Genomic DNA, 15,083 nt, shown 5'->3' with positions numbered 1-15,083 from the left:
GGTGAGCACGATGCCCGCCTCCCCGGCCTTGGCGACCACCTCGCGCGCACAGCCCTCCGGCACTTCCAGGCTGACGAAGTAGCCGCCGGCCGGGCGGGTCCACGAGGCCAGGCCGGTGCCGCCCAGCTCGGCGGTGAGAATCCTGTCCACGGCGTCGAACTTGGGCCGCAGCAGCGCCGCGTGGCGCCGCATGTGCTCCCGCAGCCCCTCGGCGTCCCGCAGCAGCCGCACGTGCCGCAACTGGTTGACCTTGTCCGGCCCGATGCTGCGCTTGGACGTGTGGCTCAGCCACCACCGGAGGTTGGCCTCGGAGGAGCCGAAGAAGGCGACCCCGCCGCCCGCGAAGGTGATCTTCGAGGTGGAGCCGAAGACGAACGCGCGGTCGGGGTGGCCGTGCTCGGCGCAGAGCGCGAGCAGGTCGGCGATCCCGGCGGGCTCGTCGGTGAGGTGGTGTACCGCGTAGGCGTTGTCCCAGAAGATCCGGAAGTCCGGGGCCGCGGTGGTCATCGCCGCCAGCCGCCGCACGGTTTCGTCCGCGTAGACGGCCCCGTCCGGGTTGCTGTACTTCGGCACGCACCAGATGCCCTTCACCCTCGGGTCCTGGCCCGCGAGCCGTTCGACGACGTCCATGTCCGGACCCTCCGGGGTCATCGGCACCGGGACCATCTTCACGCCCAACCGCTCGCACACCCCGAAATGCCGGTCGTAGCCGGGCACCGGGCAGAGGAACACCACTTCCGGCTCCTCGACCCAGCGCCGCCGCGCCCCCGGAAGCACGCCCAGCATCGCGAAGACCACGGCGTCGTGCATCAGTTCCAGGCTGGAGTTCCCGGCGGCCAGCAACCGCTCCACCGGAACCTGCAGTGCCTCGCTGAAGATCGCCCGCAGCTCCGGCAGTCCCTGCAGCCCGCCGTAGTTGCGCACGTCGGTGCCGTCGGCGGCGACCGCGGGCCCGGCCGCTTCCAGCAGCCCGTCGGACAGGTCGAGCTGGCTCGGCGACGGCTTGCCCCGGGTGAGATCCAGCTTCAGGCCGCGCGCCGAGAGGGCCAGGTAGTCCTGGCGGGCACGATCGCGCTGAGCGGTCAGCTCTTCGATGGTCAAGGCTGGAGCGGTCACCGGAGTCCCTTCACTGTGCGAGATGGACGACACCTGACACCCTATGCCGCCGCCAAGGCCCCGCAAATTCTCGGTGTTCACGCGGCTTCCGACACGATATGTTCCGCCCCGAAGCCGCCTTTGCCGCAAGCAGCCGTCTCAGCCGAGGTAGCGGATCTGGCCGGGCTTCGCCGCGTCGAAGGCGGCTCGCCCGGCCAGGTGCTCCGGCACGCCGACCTCCCACCAGGCCCCGGCCTCGGTCCAGGCCGACGGCTGCGTCTTCACCACGACCACCGCCGGGCGCTTCGCGGCCACCGCCGCCTCCCGCGCCCGCGCGTACGCCGCACGTAATTCGTCCACTGTGGAGGCCGAAAACACCACGCAGCCCAGCGATTCGGCATGGCGGGCGAAGTCGACGCGGGGCGGGAAGGCGTGTGAGGTGGTGCAGTCGGCGTAGAAGTTGTTGTAGGGCTTGGCGCCCTGGCCCTCCTGCAACCGGGCGATCACGGCGTAACCGTCGTTGTCGCACACCACCGCGACGAACGGGTGTCCGGCGAAGGCCGCCGAGAACAGTTCGGAGTTCAGCATCAGGTACGAGCCGTCGCCGAGCAGCGTGGTCACCAGGCCCGGTTCGTGGGCGATCGCGGCCCCCCAGGCGCCGGACAGTTCGTAGCCCATGCACGAGAAACCGTATTCGACATCCATGCTCACCCGGCCGGAGCCACGCCAGCCGCCGATCAGCTCGCCGGGCAGCCCGCCGGAGGCGGTCATCACGTAGTCGTGCTCCTCGGAAAGCCCGTTGACCACCCCGACGACCTGGGCGTACGACGGAACGTCCGCGTCCGCACCGCGCAGCGCGTCGATGCGACCGTCCCATTCGGCCCGTTCGGCGGCGGCTCGCGAAGACCACGAAGACCCGGCCCGCCAGCCCGTCAGCCGCTCGCCGAGATCCGCCAGCCCGGCGTCGGCGTCGCCGACCACGGCCAGCGCGCCGTGCTTGACCGCGTCGAACCGGGCCGCGTTGAGCGTGACGAGCCGGACCTCCGGCGAGAACACCGTCCACGACGCCGTCGTGAAGTCCTGCAGCCGCGTGCCCATCGCCAGCACCACGTCCGCCTCGGCGGCCAGTGCGTTCGCCGACGACGAGCCGGTGATGCCCAGCGGCCCGGCGTACAGCGGATGGCCGTGCGGCACCAGGGTCCGGCCCGCCGTGGTCTCGGTGACCGGAATGCCGTGCCGCTCCGCGAAATCCAGGGCGCGCGCCGCGGCACCGGAGTAGCGGACGCCGCCGCCGAGGATCAGCAGGGGCCGCCGCGACGCCCGCAGCACCCCGGCGGCGTCGGCCACCGACCGCGCGTCCGGGCGCGGGCGCGGCGGCCGGTGCGTGACCGGGGTGAACAACGAGTCCGGGAAGTCGTGGCTCTCGGCCTGGACGTCCTGCGGCAGGGCCAGGGTCACCGGCCCGGCGTCGGCCGGGTCGGTGAGCACGCGCGCCACCTGCGGCAGCGTGGCGATCAGTTGCCCGGGCCGGGTGATCCGGTCGAAATACCGGCTCACCGCGCGGAAGGCGTCGTTGACCGTCGTGGTCGCGTCGCCGAAGTGCTCGACCTGCTGGAGCACCGGATCGGGCGCGCGGCTGGTGAAGGTGTCGCCCGGCAGCAGCAGCACCGGGAGCCGGTTCGCGTGCGCGACCCCGGCCGCGGTGACCATGTTCAGCGCGCCCGGCCCGATCGACGAGGTCGCCACGCACACCTGGCGCCGGTGCGCCGCCTTCGCGTACGCGACCGCCGCGAGGGCCATGCCCTGCTCGGTGTGCCCGCGCCACACCGGGATCTCGTCGCGATGCTCCTCCAGTGCGGTGCCGAGACCGAGCACGTTGCCGTGCCCGAAGATCGCGAACACCCCGGGGAAGAGCGGGACCTCCCGGCCGTCCAGGGTTTCCGAACGCTGGGCCAGCAACCACTTCACCAGTGCCTGTGCCGTCGTCAGCCTCATCGGACCCGTCCTTCGTGACTCGTCACCGGGCACCGGGGGTCGGGTTCCTGCCCGGCCCAGGTGCCGCGGACCCAGCCGTGCGCCGGGTCGTCGCAGAACGCCATCGAGCGGTGCGCCCCGGGCCCGGCGAGCACGTTCAGGTAGTACATCGGGTACCCCGGCGCGGCCACGCACGGCCCGTGGTAGCCGCGCGGGACGAGGAAGACGTCACCGTCGCGCACCGCGGCAGTGACGTCTTCCTCGTCCAGCGCACCGTCCGAAGTGTACGTCCGGTGCAGGCCGAAACCCTCCCGGGAGGGCGTGGTCCCGTCCCGTCCCGCGATGCGGAAGTAGTAGATCTCCTCGTTGACCACTTCGCATTCGGTGGCCTCGTCGTGCTTGTGGGGCGGGTACGAAGACCAGTTCCCGTCCGGCGTGATCAGTTCGCAGGCGCTGAGCCGGTCCGCGTGCTCCCACACCCCGGGCACGCCGAAGTTGGTCACCTGCCGGGTCGCCTGCCCCGCGCCGCGGACCTCCACGGGGACCTCCTCGGCCGGGCCGTACTTCGGCTCCAGCCGCCGAGCGCACCTCGCCATCGGCAGCGCGACCTCGATACCCTCCACTGTGGACAGTTTCAGTGCGGCGTCGCGGGGGACGTACGCGAAGTCCGTCACGCGGGTGAACACCGAGGAACGCCCGGCCAGCTCGAAGGCCAGCCCGTCCACTTCGACGGTGACCGAACCCGCCAGCGGCAGCACGAACATCTCGAACTCGCCGGTGTGCAGCACGCGGGCCTCGCCGGGCGCGAGCCTGAGCACCCGGAGCCCGCTGTAGTCCCAGCCCGCGGTCTCCGGGGTCAGCCGGACGGGATCGGCGCCGTCGGACAGTGTCCCCAGTGGACGGTGCAACCGGCTGTGCGTCATTTCGCGGCCTCCAGGATCTTCGCGGCGGCGTCCACGGCGGCGCCGACGTCCCCGTCCGGCGGATAGAGCAGGGTGCGGCCGACGACCAGGCCCCGCACGACCTCGTGGTTCAGCGTGCGGCCCCATGAGGCGAGGTCGGCGGCCGGATCACCCGAGGGCACACCCCCGAGCACGGCCACCGGCAGCGTCGTCGCGCCGAGCACCGCGGGATCGTCCGTGGACGGCAGTTTCAGCCAGGTGTGGGCCGACGTCGTACCGAGCCCGGAAGCCACCGTCACCGCCCGTGCCAGCGCGGCGGAATCCTTGCGCAGCACCAGTTTCCCGGCGGCCCACGCGTAGGGCAGCGGCTCGACCATGGCCATCAGCCCGTGGGCGGCCAGTGCGGTGACCGCCTCGGCGCAGGCGAGCAGCGTCGGCACCGTGCCCCGGTCCGAGTCGACCAGCCGCAGCAGCATCTTGCCGCCGTCGAGCCCGTACTCGGCCAGCGAACGGGCGTCGTACCCGGTGAACCGGTCGTCGATCTCCCAGTCCGCCCCGGCCAGCCCGCCGCGGTTCATCGAGCCGATCACGACCTTGTCGTGCAGCGCGTCCAGCAGCAGCAGTTCCTCGATCACGTCCGGCGTGCCGAGCACCCCGTCCACCGCGGGGTGCGCCAGCGCGATCAGCAGCCGCCGCAGCAGCGTGCGCCGGTCCGCCATGGCCAGCGGGTCACCGCCGACGCCGAGCGCGCCCCGGGCCGGATGATCGGCGGCGACCAGGAACAGCGTCCCGGCCTCCGACAGCAGGCGGCTCCGCCGCTTCCGCGTCGCGTACGCCCGCCGCACCGCGCCCGGATCGTTCGCCCGGACACGCAGCAATTCGCGCCAGCGCTCCTCGGACAGGGTCTCCACGGTCTCCAGGGTCACAGCAGCTCCTCGATTTCGCTCGCGGTGGGCATGGCGTCCGCGCAGGCCAGGCGCGACGCGACCAGCGCGCCGGCGGCGTTGGCGTACTCGGCCGTCCGCACCGGGTCCCAGCCGGACAGCAGCCCGTGGATCAGCGCGCCGCCGAAGCCGTCTCCGGCACCGAGGCCGCAGACCACCTCGACGCGCTTCGGCGGCACCGTCCACCGGCCCCGCGGGGTCGCGACGAGCACCCCGTCCGCGCCCTTCTTGATCAGGACCAGCCGCACCCCGCGGGCCAGCATCCGGTCCGCGGCCACCTCCGGATCGGCGGTGCCCACGGCCACCTCGGCCTCGGCGCGGTTGCCGACCGCGACGGTCACGTGGTCGAGCATCCCGCCGATCTCGGCCCGCGCGGTCGCCGCGTCCGGCCAGAACATCGGCCGGTAGTCCAGATCCAGCACGGTGTGCTCCCGCCGCCCTCGGGCCCGCAGGATCCGGTGCTGGGTGGCCCGGGCGGGCTCCGCCGAAACGCCCGTTCCGGTCACCCACAGCAGCGGCACCGACTCGACGAGCTCCCACGGCACGTCCTCACCGGTGAGCGTGAGGTCGGGCGCGATCGGGGCGCGGTAGAACAGCAGCGGCGGGTCGGCGGGCGGGTTCAGCTCGCAGAACACCACCGGGGTCAGCAGGCCCTCCGCGGTGCCCACATAGGACGGTGACACGCCGAACCCGGCGAGCGCCTCGCGGACGTAGTCGCCGAAGCCGTCCGGCCCGACCTTGGTGAGCACCGCCGTGGAACGGCCCAGCCGGGCGGCGGCGACCGCGACGTTGGTCGCGGTGCCGCCGAGCGATTTGGCGAAGGTGCGGACCCCGGCCAGGCCAACCCCGCTCTGCTCGGGATACAGGTCCACCCCGACCCTGCCGATCGTCAACGCCTCGACACGGCTCATCCGGCGGTTCCCGCCTGCCGCAGTTCGTGCTCCAGTGCCTCCAGTTCCGCGCCGCCCGCCATCTGCCTCGTCAGCTCCGGCAGGTCGATGTCGGCCTTCTCGTACGACCCGAGTGCGGCACCCCGCTTGAGCAGCAGGAAGCGGTCGGCGACCGGATAGGCGTGATGCGGGTTGTGCGTGATCAGCACGACGCCGAGGCCGCGGTCGCGGGCCTGGGCGACGTACTTCAGCACCACCCCGGCCTGTTTGACCCCGAGCGCGGCGGTCGGCTCGTCGAGGATCAGCACCTTCGCGCCGAAGTGCACCGCCCGCGCGATCGCCACGCACTGCCGCTCGCCACCGGAGAGCGTGCCGACCGGCTGCTCCACGTCACGCAGGTCGATGCCCATGTCGGACAGGGCCTTCTTCGTCGTCTCCCGGGCCTTCCTGCGGTCCAGCGCGCGGAACGGTCCCCAGCCGACGGTCGGTTCGGAGCCGAGGAAGAAGTTGCGCCACACACTCATCAGCGGCACCACCGCCAGGTCCTGGTACACCGTGGCGATGCCGCGGTCGAGGGCTTCACGCGGCGACGAGAACCGCACGGGCGCGCCCTCGACCAGGAATTCGCCGCGATCGTGCTGGTGCACCCCGGCCAGGATCTTGATCAGAGTGGACTTTCCGGCGCCGTTGTCCCCCAGCACGCAGGTGACCTGACCGGCATGGACCACAGTGGACACGTCGCGCAGCGCGATCACGCTGCCGTAGGTCTTGCCGATCTTCTGAACTTCGATCAGCGGAGTCATCGCCGCACCCTTTCCGCGCGCCGCCGGAAGGCGTTGTTGACCAGGACCGCGGCCAGCAGCATGATGCCGAGGAACAGCATGAACCAGTCGCTGTTCCACTGGGCGAACACGATGCCCTGGCGGGCCATGCCGAAGATCAGCGCGCCGATCGCCGCGCCCACCGCCGAGCCGAACCCGCCGGTGAGCAGGCAGCCGCCGATCACCGCGGCGATGATGTACTGGAACTCCAGCCCGATCCCCTGGTTCGCCTGCACGCTGGCGAAGCGCAGGATGTTGATCGAACCGACCAGCCAGGCGCCCAGCGCGGTGGTCATGAACAGCAGGATCTTCGTGCGCACCACCGGCACGCCGACGGAGCGGGCCGCGGACTGGGCGCCGCCGACGGCGAAGATCCAGTTGCCGAACCGGGTGCGCACCAGCACCCAGGCCGCGACCGCGGTGACGACCACCCACCACAGGATCGAGGACTGGAACCGCGTGCCGCCGAGGTCGAACGTCGAGGCGAACAGCGCCCCCGCCGACTCGTAGCCGTCCGTGGCCCGCATGCCCGACACCTGCACGGTCGAGGTCACCAGCCGCGTCACGCCGAGGTTGAGGCCCTGCAGGGCCAGGAACGACCCCAGCGTGACGATGAAGCTGGGCAGGCCCGTCTTCATCACCAGCCACCCGTTGAACGCGCCGACGGCGAGGGCGAAGACCAGCGACACCAGCAGCGCGAGCCAGACGTTCCAGCCCGCCTGCGTCGCCAGGATCGCCGTGACCAGCGACGTCGACGCCGTCATCACCCCGGCCGAGAGGTCGAACTCGCCGCCGACCATGAGCAGCGCGACCACCACCGCCATGATGCCCAGCGTCGAGGAGTCGTCGAGCCAGGTCGCCACGCCCAGCGGGCTGAGGAACTGGCCGGTGACGATCGAGAAGAACAGAAACACCAGGATCGCGCCGAGCAGCGCGCCGATCTCCGGCCGGACCACGAGCCGGTCGGCCAGCCGGGGTTTCGCGAGCCGTTCGTCGGGTTGTGCCTGGATCATCGCGGTCATCACCGGCCTCCCGTCACCGCGTGCCGCGCTGGACGTACGGCGCGACGGTGTCGATGTTGGTCTTGTCGACGAAGCCGGGGCCGGTCTGCACCGGGTGGCCGCCGCCGAGCGTGTTGGCGTTTTCCTTGTACAGCTTGAGCATCACGATCGGCAGGTAGCCCTGTTCGTACTGCTGCTGGTCGACGGCGAACAGGATGCTGCCGTCCTTGATCCCCGCGGCCACGTCGGCGTTGAGGTCGAAGGTGGCGACCTGCGCCTTGGAGTTCGCGCTCTTCGCCGCGCTCACCGCGCGGGCCGCGACCTGGGAGTTCAGTGCCAGCACGGCGTCGATCGACGGGTCGGACTGCAGCGCGCCGCGGATGCGGGACTCGGCGTCGGCCGGGTTGGAGATGTCGACCTGAAGCGTGGTGACGTCGCCGAAGGCCTGCTTCGCCCCGTCGCAGCGCTGGTTCTGCCCGATGTTGCCGGCCTCGTGGATGACGCACAGCAGTTTGGTCCTGCCCGCCGCCTTGAGCCGCTGGCCCGCCCCCTGGCCCGCCAGTCCTTCGCTCTGCCCGACGTGGGCGATCGCGCCGAACGCGGCGCTGAAGTCCTCACCCGAGTTGATCGTGACGACCGGAATGCCCGCCTTCACCGCGTCCTGCACCGCGGTCTGCAGTGCCTGCGGGTTGGCCATCGACACGACTAGGCCGCCGACCTTCTGCGCGACCGCGTTCTCGATCAGCTTCGCCTGGTTGCCCGGGTCGCCGTCGGAGTAGTAGTCGACCCCGACGCCGAGGTCCTTGCCCGCCTGCTCGGCGCCGTTCTTCACCACGTTCCAGAACGCGTCGCCCGCACTGCCGTGCGTGACGACCGCGACCTTCAACGGCCCGCCGCCGCTGGGCGCGGCCGCGGTGGCACCGGTACTCGCGGCGGGCTTGTCGGCGCTCGGGCCGCTGCAGGCGGCGAGGGCCAGGCCGGCGGCGGCCAGTGCCGCCACCGCCGTGAAGCGCTTTCCGAAAAGGGACACAGTCACTCCTTTGGGACCAGGGAAGGGAAACATCACTCGGTGATCTTGGTGAGAAAGGCCAGGCTCCGCTCGGCGTCCCGTCGAGGTCGATCGTCCGGGCTCGCCTCGCCGAGGGCGGTGTCCTGTTCGAGGACGTACCAGCCTCCGTACCCGGCGGACTGGACGGAGCGCACCATCGCGGCCACGTCCACATCCCCCTCGCCGAGCGGCACGTACAGGCCCCGCCCGACCGCTTCGGTGTAGCCGAGCCGCCCCGCGCGGACCTCGGCGGCCAGTTCCCCGCGCACGTCCTTGAGATGGACGTGGCCGACGCGGTCCGGGTGGCGCCCGGCCAGTTCGGCCGGATCGGTCCCGCCGATCATCAGGTGCCCGGTGTCCAGGCACAGGGCGAGGTCGGAATCGGCGAGGAACCGCTCGACCTCGGCCCGCCGTTCCACGTGCGTGCCGACGTGCGGGTGCAGCACGGTGCGCAGGCCGTGGCGGGCGGCGAGGTCGCGGATCTTCCCGGCGGTGCCGATCAGCGTGGCCCATTCCGCGCCGGTGAGCTCCGGGCGCTCGTCGTAGCCGTCGAGGCCGGTCGCGGCGGCGAGCACCAGGACCTCCGCGCCGCAGGCGGCGAGCAGCGCGGCCGATTCCCCGGCTTCCGCGAGGGCCTTTTCCTGGCCGGTGTGCATCACGACGGCGAGGAAACCGCCGACGAGGGTCAGGCTGTGGCGGGCGAGGAGCTCCCGCAGCCGGGCCGGGTCGCGGGGGAGGTATCCGGGCGGCCCGAGTTCGGTGGCCGCCACCCCCAGTCGGGCCATCTCGCCGAGCACGGTCGCCGCCTCCAGCACCCGGCCCCAGCCGGGCACCTCGCACACGCCCCAGGAAATCGGTGCGGCGGCGATCCGGATCTTCGACGTCGTTGTCATCGATGCTCTCCCCGGAGGTCGTTAGAGCGCTCTATTGATTAGAGCGCTCCAATCTTGTAGCGTCCGTCACAGCAAAGTCAAGGGCCCATTTCCGGGCCGTGACCCCGGGCGAGGGAAGGCGGTCGAACGGTGCGTCCGACCATGGAGGATGTGGCCGCCCGCGCGGGAGTCTCCCGCGCGCTCGTCTCCCTGGTGATGAGGAACTCCCCGAAGGTCTCGGACACGCGGCGGGCCGCCGTGCTGCGGGCCGCCGAAGAGCTGGGCTACCAGCCGCACGTGCTGGCGCGGTCGCTGGCCAGCCGGACCTCGACCGTACTCGGCGTGATGGTTTCCGACCTGCGCAACGCCTTCTTCGGCGACGTCGTGGAGGGACTGGACGCGGCGGCGCAGGCGGCCGGTTTCGACCTGATCCTCAACACCGGCGGCCGCAGCCCCTCGCGGGAGGCGAGCGCACTGCGCGGCCTGCTGTCCTTCCGCCCCGCCGGGATCATCCTGCTGTCCCCGGTGGTTCCCGCGTCGGCGATCGAGACCGCCGCCGCGCAGTGCCCGGTCGTACTGGTGTCCCGCGCCAGCCGTTCCTCCCAAGTGGACACCGTGAACGACGACGGCGAAGCGGGCTCGGCGCTGGCCGTGGACCACCTGGCCGCTCTCGGCCACCACCGCATCGCACACCTCGACGGCGGAGGAGCGGCCGGAGCCGCGGCCCGCCGCCGCGGGTTCCAGCGCGCGATGCGGCGGCACGGGCTGGCGCCGATCGTCGTGCGCAGCGAGCACACCGACACCGGTGGCGAACGGGCCGTCCGCGAGCTGCTGGCCGCCTTCGAGCGGGACGAGCTGCCGACGGCACTGGTGGCGGGCAACGACTTCAACGCCTTCGGCGCCATTTCCGCGTTGGAGGAGGCCGGGCTCCGCGTGCCCGAGGACGTTTCCGTCGTCGGCTACGACAACACCTCGCTCGCCGCGCTTCGGCACGTGTCACTGACCACTGTGGACCAGCCGCGCACCGAAATGGGGCGCCTGGCCTTCGAAACACTGGCCGAACGCGTGCGCGGTGAGCGCACCGAGCCGGTCCGGCACCTGTTGCACCCCTCGTTGGTGGTCCGCTCCACCACGGCGCACATCTAGGAGAAGCATGTCCGAACTCGTCCCGCACTGGATCGACGGCACCCGCACCCCCGGCGTGTCCGAGCGCCGCGGTCCGGTCTTCCAGCCCGCCACCGGTGAGGTGGCCCGTGAGGTCGCACTCGCCGGACCGTCCGATGTGGATGCCGCAGTGGCCTCGGCGGCCAAGGCGTCCCACGACTGGGCCGAGACCTCGCTGTCGGCGCGTACGAGGATCCTGTTCCGGTTCCGGGAACTCGTCGACGCACACCGCGGCGAACTCGCCCGGCTGATCACCGCCGAACACGGCAAGGTGCTCTCCGACGCCGACGGCGAGGTCCAGCGCGGCCTCGAAGTGGTCGAGTTCGCCACCGGGATCGCCCACCTGCTCAAGGGCGAGCATTCCGAGGGGATCTCCCGCGGGATCGACGCCCACTCGCTGCGCCAGCCGCTCGGCGTGGTCGCCGGGATCACCCCGTTCAACTTCCCGGTCATGGTGCCGATGTGGATGTTCCCGGTCGCCATCGCCTGCGGGAACACCTTCGTGCTCAAACCCTCCGACCGCGACCCCTCGGCGTCGGTGCGCCTTGCCGAGCTGTTCACCGAGGCCGGGCTGCCGCCGGGCGTGCTCAACGTCCTGCAGGGCGACGCCGAGGCGGTCGACGCGCTGCTGACCCACCCTGGCATCGCCGCGGTGTCCTTCGTGGGCTCGACGCCGATCGCGAAGCACGTCTACGCCACCGCCGCCGCGGCGGGCAAGCGCGTCCAGGCGCTCGGCGGGGCGAAGAACCACATGGTCGTGCTGCCCGACGCGGACATCGACGCCGCCGCCGACGCCGCCGTGTCCGCCGGTTACGGCAGCGCGGGCGAGCGCTGCATGGCGATCTCGGTCGTGGTGGCCGTCGGCGACCACGGCGACGAACTCGTCGAGGCCATCGCCGCCCGCACCCGCGCTTTGAAGACCGGGCCGGGCGATGACGAGTCGTCCCAGATGGGCCCGGTGGTCACCGCCGCCGCCCGCGACCGCATCGTGTCCCTTGTGGACGCCGGGGAGTCGGCGGGTGCCCGCCTGGTCGTCGACGGGCGCGGCCAGGCCCCGGCAGGCCGCGAATCGGGGTTCTGGGTCGGGCCGACGCTGCTCGACCACGTCACCCCGGCGATGCCGGTCTACACCGAAGAGATCTTCGGCCCGGTGCTGTCCGTCGTGCGCGCGGACAGCTTCGAAGCCGCGCTGGAACTGGTGAACGCCAACCCGTACGGCAACGGCGCCGCGCTGTTCACCACCGACGGGCTTGCCGCGCGCGAATTCGAGCGCCGGGTCACCGCCGGGATGGTCGGCATCAACGTGCCGATCCCGGTGCCGATGGCCTACTACTCGTTCGGGGGCTGGAAGGACTCGCTGTTCGGCGACACCCATGTGCACGGCGCCGAGGGCGTCCGGTTCTACACCCGCGCCAAGGCGGTCACCACCCGGTGGCCGCGCCAGGCGCGCGGGGTCGATCTGGGCTTTCCCACCCATCGCTGAACAGGACGGATGAGCACCGGAACGAAGGAGGGAAGACACGATGAGGTTGGGACTGGCGGGCACCGGCCGGATCGGCACCGCCCACGCCGAGACCTTGAAGGGCTTCGACGAGGTCGACGCGGTGGTGCTGGCCGACGTCGACACCGCGCGGGCCAGGGCCACCGCGGCGAAACTGGGCGTGGAGGCGGTCGAAGGCATCGACGCGCTGTTCACGGCGGGGCTGGACGGCCTGGTTGTCACCGCGGCCACCGACGCCCACCCCGCGCTGATCATCGCGGCCGTGGACGCGGGCATCCCGGTGTTCTGCGAAAAACCGGTCGCCGCGGACCTCGCCGGGACCCTCGCCGTACTCGACCGGATCGAGGGCTCGGACGTGCCGGTGCAGATCGGTTTCCAGCGCCGCTTCGACGCCGGGTACGGCGCGGCCCGCGCGGCGGTCGCGTCCGGCGAGCTGGGCCGGCTGCACACGCTGCGCGCGACCACCCTCGACCCGGCGCCGCCCCCCGCCGAGTACGTCGCGCACTCCGGCGGGCTGTTCCGGGACTGCGGCGTGCACGACTTCGACATCATCCGGTGGGTCAGCGGCCGGGAAGTCGAGGAGGTCTACGCCGTCGGCGCCAACCGCGGCGAGCGGTTCTTCGCCGACGCGGGCGACGTCGACACGGCGGCGGCGACGCTGACCCTGGACGACGGAACGCTCGCCACGGTGTCGCTCACGCGGTACAACGGCGCGGGCTACGACGTCCGCCTCGAGGCACTCGGCTCGGTGGCCAACGTCGTCGCCGGCCTCGACGACCGGGCGCCGCTGCGGTCGGTCGAACCGGGCGTCGCACCGCTGCCCGGCCCGCCGTACCCGGGGTTCATGGACCGCTTCCGCCCGGCGTACACGGCCGAGCTGCGCGTCTTCCTCGACGTCGCCGCGCGCCGCGCCCCGTCGCCGTGCGGGGTCCGGGACGCGCTCGAAGCGTTCTCCATCGCCGAGGCCTGCGAGATCTCGCGGCACGAACGCCGTCCGGTCCGCCTCGCCGAGGTCCGCCGCTGACCCCGGACCGCACGGGGGCCTGGCCTGCTTTCCCGTGAAGGGTCCCTTCACAGCCAAATCGACTGTGAAGGGACCCTTCACGGCAGGGTCGGGGCTAGCGAGGCGGAAGGCCGGGACGGCGGGGCACTCGCGGGCCGATCGCGGTACCGGCGACCGACAGCGCGGCACCCGCCACCAGCAGCCAGGGGCCCGGGCCCAGATCGCCGAGGTGGTCGCCACCGTCGGTCATGACCAGCAGGGTGGTCACGTGGTAGGCCAGGCAAAGGCCCGCGAGGACGGAGAGCAGGACCCGGGTCGGCCCGGTCCTGCCCTCCGCGAGGCTCTTCTTCGTCAGCCCGCCCCGTCGCTGGACGTTCTCGCGTGAACGAAGCGCGCCCAGCGCCCAGGGAATCGACACGACGGCGGCGAGCACCAGTGCGATGAACACGCCCTGCCCGACGTAGATCTTGACCCACCGCTCGGCACCGGTGAGGCCGGTCGCGCGGCTCGCCGCCTCCTGGATCACCCTGCTGAGGTCGGCGAACCTCGCGTCGCCGGCCCATTTCAGGGCGAACAGGCCGACCATGGCCAGCGCTACCCCGAGCAGGGCCGGGATGGCGCCCCAGCCGGGCAGTGTCAGCGGCGGCTCCGGGATCGGCGCCTGCGGGGGATACGGCTGCTGCCACTGACCCGGCTGTGGCGGCTGCCCCGGCTGTGGCGGCTGTGGCCAGCCGGGTTGCCCCGGTGGCTGCCGGCCAGGTTGCTGCTGCGGCCCCGGACCGAATCCCCCGTACGTCATGGGCCCGGATCATACTGTCCCCCGCCGCCGGGGGAAGGGAGCCGGGGAACCCGCCCGCCCCTCTTGTCCACAAAGGACGGGTTTCGTTCCGGTGGCAACGCCGGTCCCCGTCTTCCACAATGACCGTGGTGGGAGGCGAGGGACATGGCACAGGACATCCCGGCAGCGGACGGCGTCCTCGGTCCGGCGGATCCGGTCCGCTTCATCCCGGGCGACGAGGCGAAGGCACCCCGGCAAGGCACCGGGCTGTGCCTTTCGGGTGGCGGATTCCGGGCCATGCTCTTCCACGCCGGTGTCCTCTGGCGGCTCAACGAGGCCGGTCGCCTCCCCGGCCTCGATCGGATATCCAGCGTGTCGGGCGGCTCGCTCACCGCGGGTGTCCTGGCCCGGTACTGGAACGCGCTGGATTTCGGCGGCACCGGTGTCGCGGGGAATTTCGAAGCCCTCGTGGTGAAGCCGCTGCGCGCGACGGCACACCGGGAGATCGACATCCCCGCGGTGCTCACCGGAGCCGCCCTACCCGCCACCTCGATCGCCGACCGGGTCACGAAGGCCTACCGGGAGCACCTGTTCGGCGACGTCACTCTGCACGACCTGCCGGTCCGGCCCCGCTTCGTGTTCAACGCGACGAACCTCGCGTCGGGGGTGCTGATGCGCTTCAGCCGTCCTTTCCTCGCCGACTACCGGGTCGGGCGTGTGCCGGAACCCGCGCTCCCCCTGGCGGTCGCCGTCGCCGCGTCCTCCGCGTTCCCGCCCTTCCTGTCCCCCTGCACCGTCGATCTGAGCGGTGAAACCTGGGTCACCGACCCGGGCAACGACCTCACCGGCCCGGAGTACCGCGGCCGTGTCCGGCTCACCGATGGCGGTGTCTACGACAACCTCGGCCTGGAGACGGTGTGGAAGCTGTACCGGACCGTCCTGGTGAGCGACGGTGGTGGTCGTCTGACGGCGGAGGCCGACCCGCACCTCGACTGGCCGAGGCAGCTGCTCCGGGTCCTGGACGTCGTCGACAACCAGGTCCGCGCACTACGCAAACGCCAGGTGATCGCCGCGCTGAAGAGCCACGAGA

Annotated in this window: 14 protein-coding genes; 4 read left to right on the top strand and 10 right to left on the bottom strand. The window is 72.0% G+C overall.

Annotated features, from left to right (window positions below; genetic code table 11):
- The 9 genes from FNH05_RS15485 to FNH05_RS15445 form a co-directional block, all read right to left on the bottom strand.
- Positions 1-1,116: aspartate aminotransferase type Ic (locus tag FNH05_RS15485; protein ID WP_144588774.1), on the bottom strand; the 1,116-nt coding region annotated here is incomplete at its 3' end.
- 138 nt (positions 1,117-1,254) lie between these two features.
- Positions 1,255-3,090 (bottom strand): 3D-(3,5/4)-trihydroxycyclohexane-1,2-dione acylhydrolase (decyclizing), encoded by a 1,836-nt coding sequence (gene iolD, locus FNH05_RS15480; RefSeq protein WP_144588772.1) that lies wholly within the window; start codon positions 3,088-3,090, stop codon positions 1,255-1,257.
- Entirely contained in the window at positions 3,087-3,992 is a 906-nt protein-coding gene (gene iolB, locus FNH05_RS15475; RefSeq protein ID WP_144588770.1) for a 5-deoxy-glucuronate isomerase, read from the bottom strand. Before iolB ends, iolD begins: the two co-directional genes overlap by 4 nt.
- Entirely contained in the window at positions 3,989-4,891 is a 903-nt protein-coding gene (locus FNH05_RS15470; protein WP_425458449.1) for a Cgl0159 family (beta/alpha)8-fold protein, read from the bottom strand. Before FNH05_RS15470 ends, iolB begins: the two co-directional genes overlap by 4 nt.
- A gap of 2 nt (positions 4,892-4,893) precedes the next feature.
- A complete protein-coding gene (gene iolC / locus FNH05_RS15465) occupies positions 4,894-5,826 on the bottom strand; it encodes a 5-dehydro-2-deoxygluconokinase (RefSeq protein ID WP_144588768.1) in 933 nt (310 codons plus the stop codon).
- A complete protein-coding gene (locus FNH05_RS15460) occupies positions 5,823-6,608 on the bottom strand; it encodes an ATP-binding cassette domain-containing protein (RefSeq protein ID WP_144588766.1) in 786 nt (261 codons plus the stop codon). Before FNH05_RS15460 ends, iolC begins: the two co-directional genes overlap by 4 nt.
- Positions 6,605-7,648 carry an ABC transporter permease gene (locus FNH05_RS15455; RefSeq protein WP_144588764.1) on the bottom strand — a complete coding sequence of 348 codons (1,044 nt, stop codon included), beginning with the start codon at positions 7,646-7,648 and terminating at the stop codon, positions 6,605-6,607. Before FNH05_RS15455 ends, FNH05_RS15460 begins: the two co-directional genes overlap by 4 nt.
- Positions 7,649-7,661: 13 nt before the next feature.
- Positions 7,662-8,657: a sugar ABC transporter substrate-binding protein gene (locus FNH05_RS15450; protein ID WP_246127758.1), complete on the bottom strand. Its 996-nt coding sequence runs from the start codon at positions 8,655-8,657 to the stop codon at positions 7,662-7,664.
- 32 nt (positions 8,658-8,689) lie between these two features.
- Positions 8,690-9,568, bottom strand: a complete 879-nt coding sequence (locus FNH05_RS15445; protein ID WP_144588762.1) for a TIM barrel protein — start codon at positions 9,566-9,568, stop codon at positions 8,690-8,692.
- Positions 9,569-9,709: 141 nt separating this feature from the next.
- On the opposite strand from FNH05_RS15445, the gene FNH05_RS15440 reads away from it, so the two are divergent.
- From FNH05_RS15440 to FNH05_RS15430, 3 genes are read left to right on the top strand one after another with little or no spacing between them, the layout of a single operon-like run.
- A complete protein-coding gene (locus FNH05_RS15440; protein WP_144588760.1) occupies positions 9,710-10,693 on the top strand; it encodes a LacI family DNA-binding transcriptional regulator in 984 nt (327 codons plus the stop codon).
- 7 nt (positions 10,694-10,700) lie between these two features.
- Positions 10,701-12,194: a CoA-acylating methylmalonate-semialdehyde dehydrogenase gene (locus FNH05_RS15435; RefSeq protein WP_144588758.1), complete on the top strand. Its 1,494-nt coding sequence runs from the start codon at positions 10,701-10,703 to the stop codon at positions 12,192-12,194.
- A 40-nt stretch (positions 12,195-12,234) separates the two neighbouring features.
- Positions 12,235-13,236, top strand: coding sequence for a Gfo/Idh/MocA family protein (locus tag FNH05_RS15430; RefSeq protein ID WP_186382560.1), 1,002 nt, complete (start codon positions 12,235-12,237; stop codon positions 13,234-13,236).
- A 94-nt stretch (positions 13,237-13,330) separates the two neighbouring features.
- On the opposite strand, the gene FNH05_RS15425 is transcribed toward FNH05_RS15430, so the two are convergent.
- A complete protein-coding gene (locus FNH05_RS15425) occupies positions 13,331-14,014 on the bottom strand; it encodes a hypothetical protein (protein ID WP_144588756.1) in 684 nt (227 codons plus the stop codon).
- 144 nt (positions 14,015-14,158) lie between these two features.
- Here FNH05_RS15425 and FNH05_RS15420 point away from each other — a divergent pair.
- Positions 14,159-15,083, top strand: a 925-nt coding sequence (locus FNH05_RS15420) for a patatin-like phospholipase family protein (RefSeq protein WP_144588754.1), incomplete at its 3' end; no start/stop codon positions are given.

It is taken from the genome of Amycolatopsis rhizosphaerae (assembly GCF_007713715.1).
Classification (GTDB): domain Bacteria; phylum Actinomycetota; class Actinomycetes; order Mycobacteriales; family Pseudonocardiaceae; genus Amycolatopsis_E; species Amycolatopsis_E rhizosphaerae.
The sequence above is the reverse complement of the archived record's forward strand: the minus strand, read 5'-3'. Positions and strand labels throughout refer to the sequence as shown.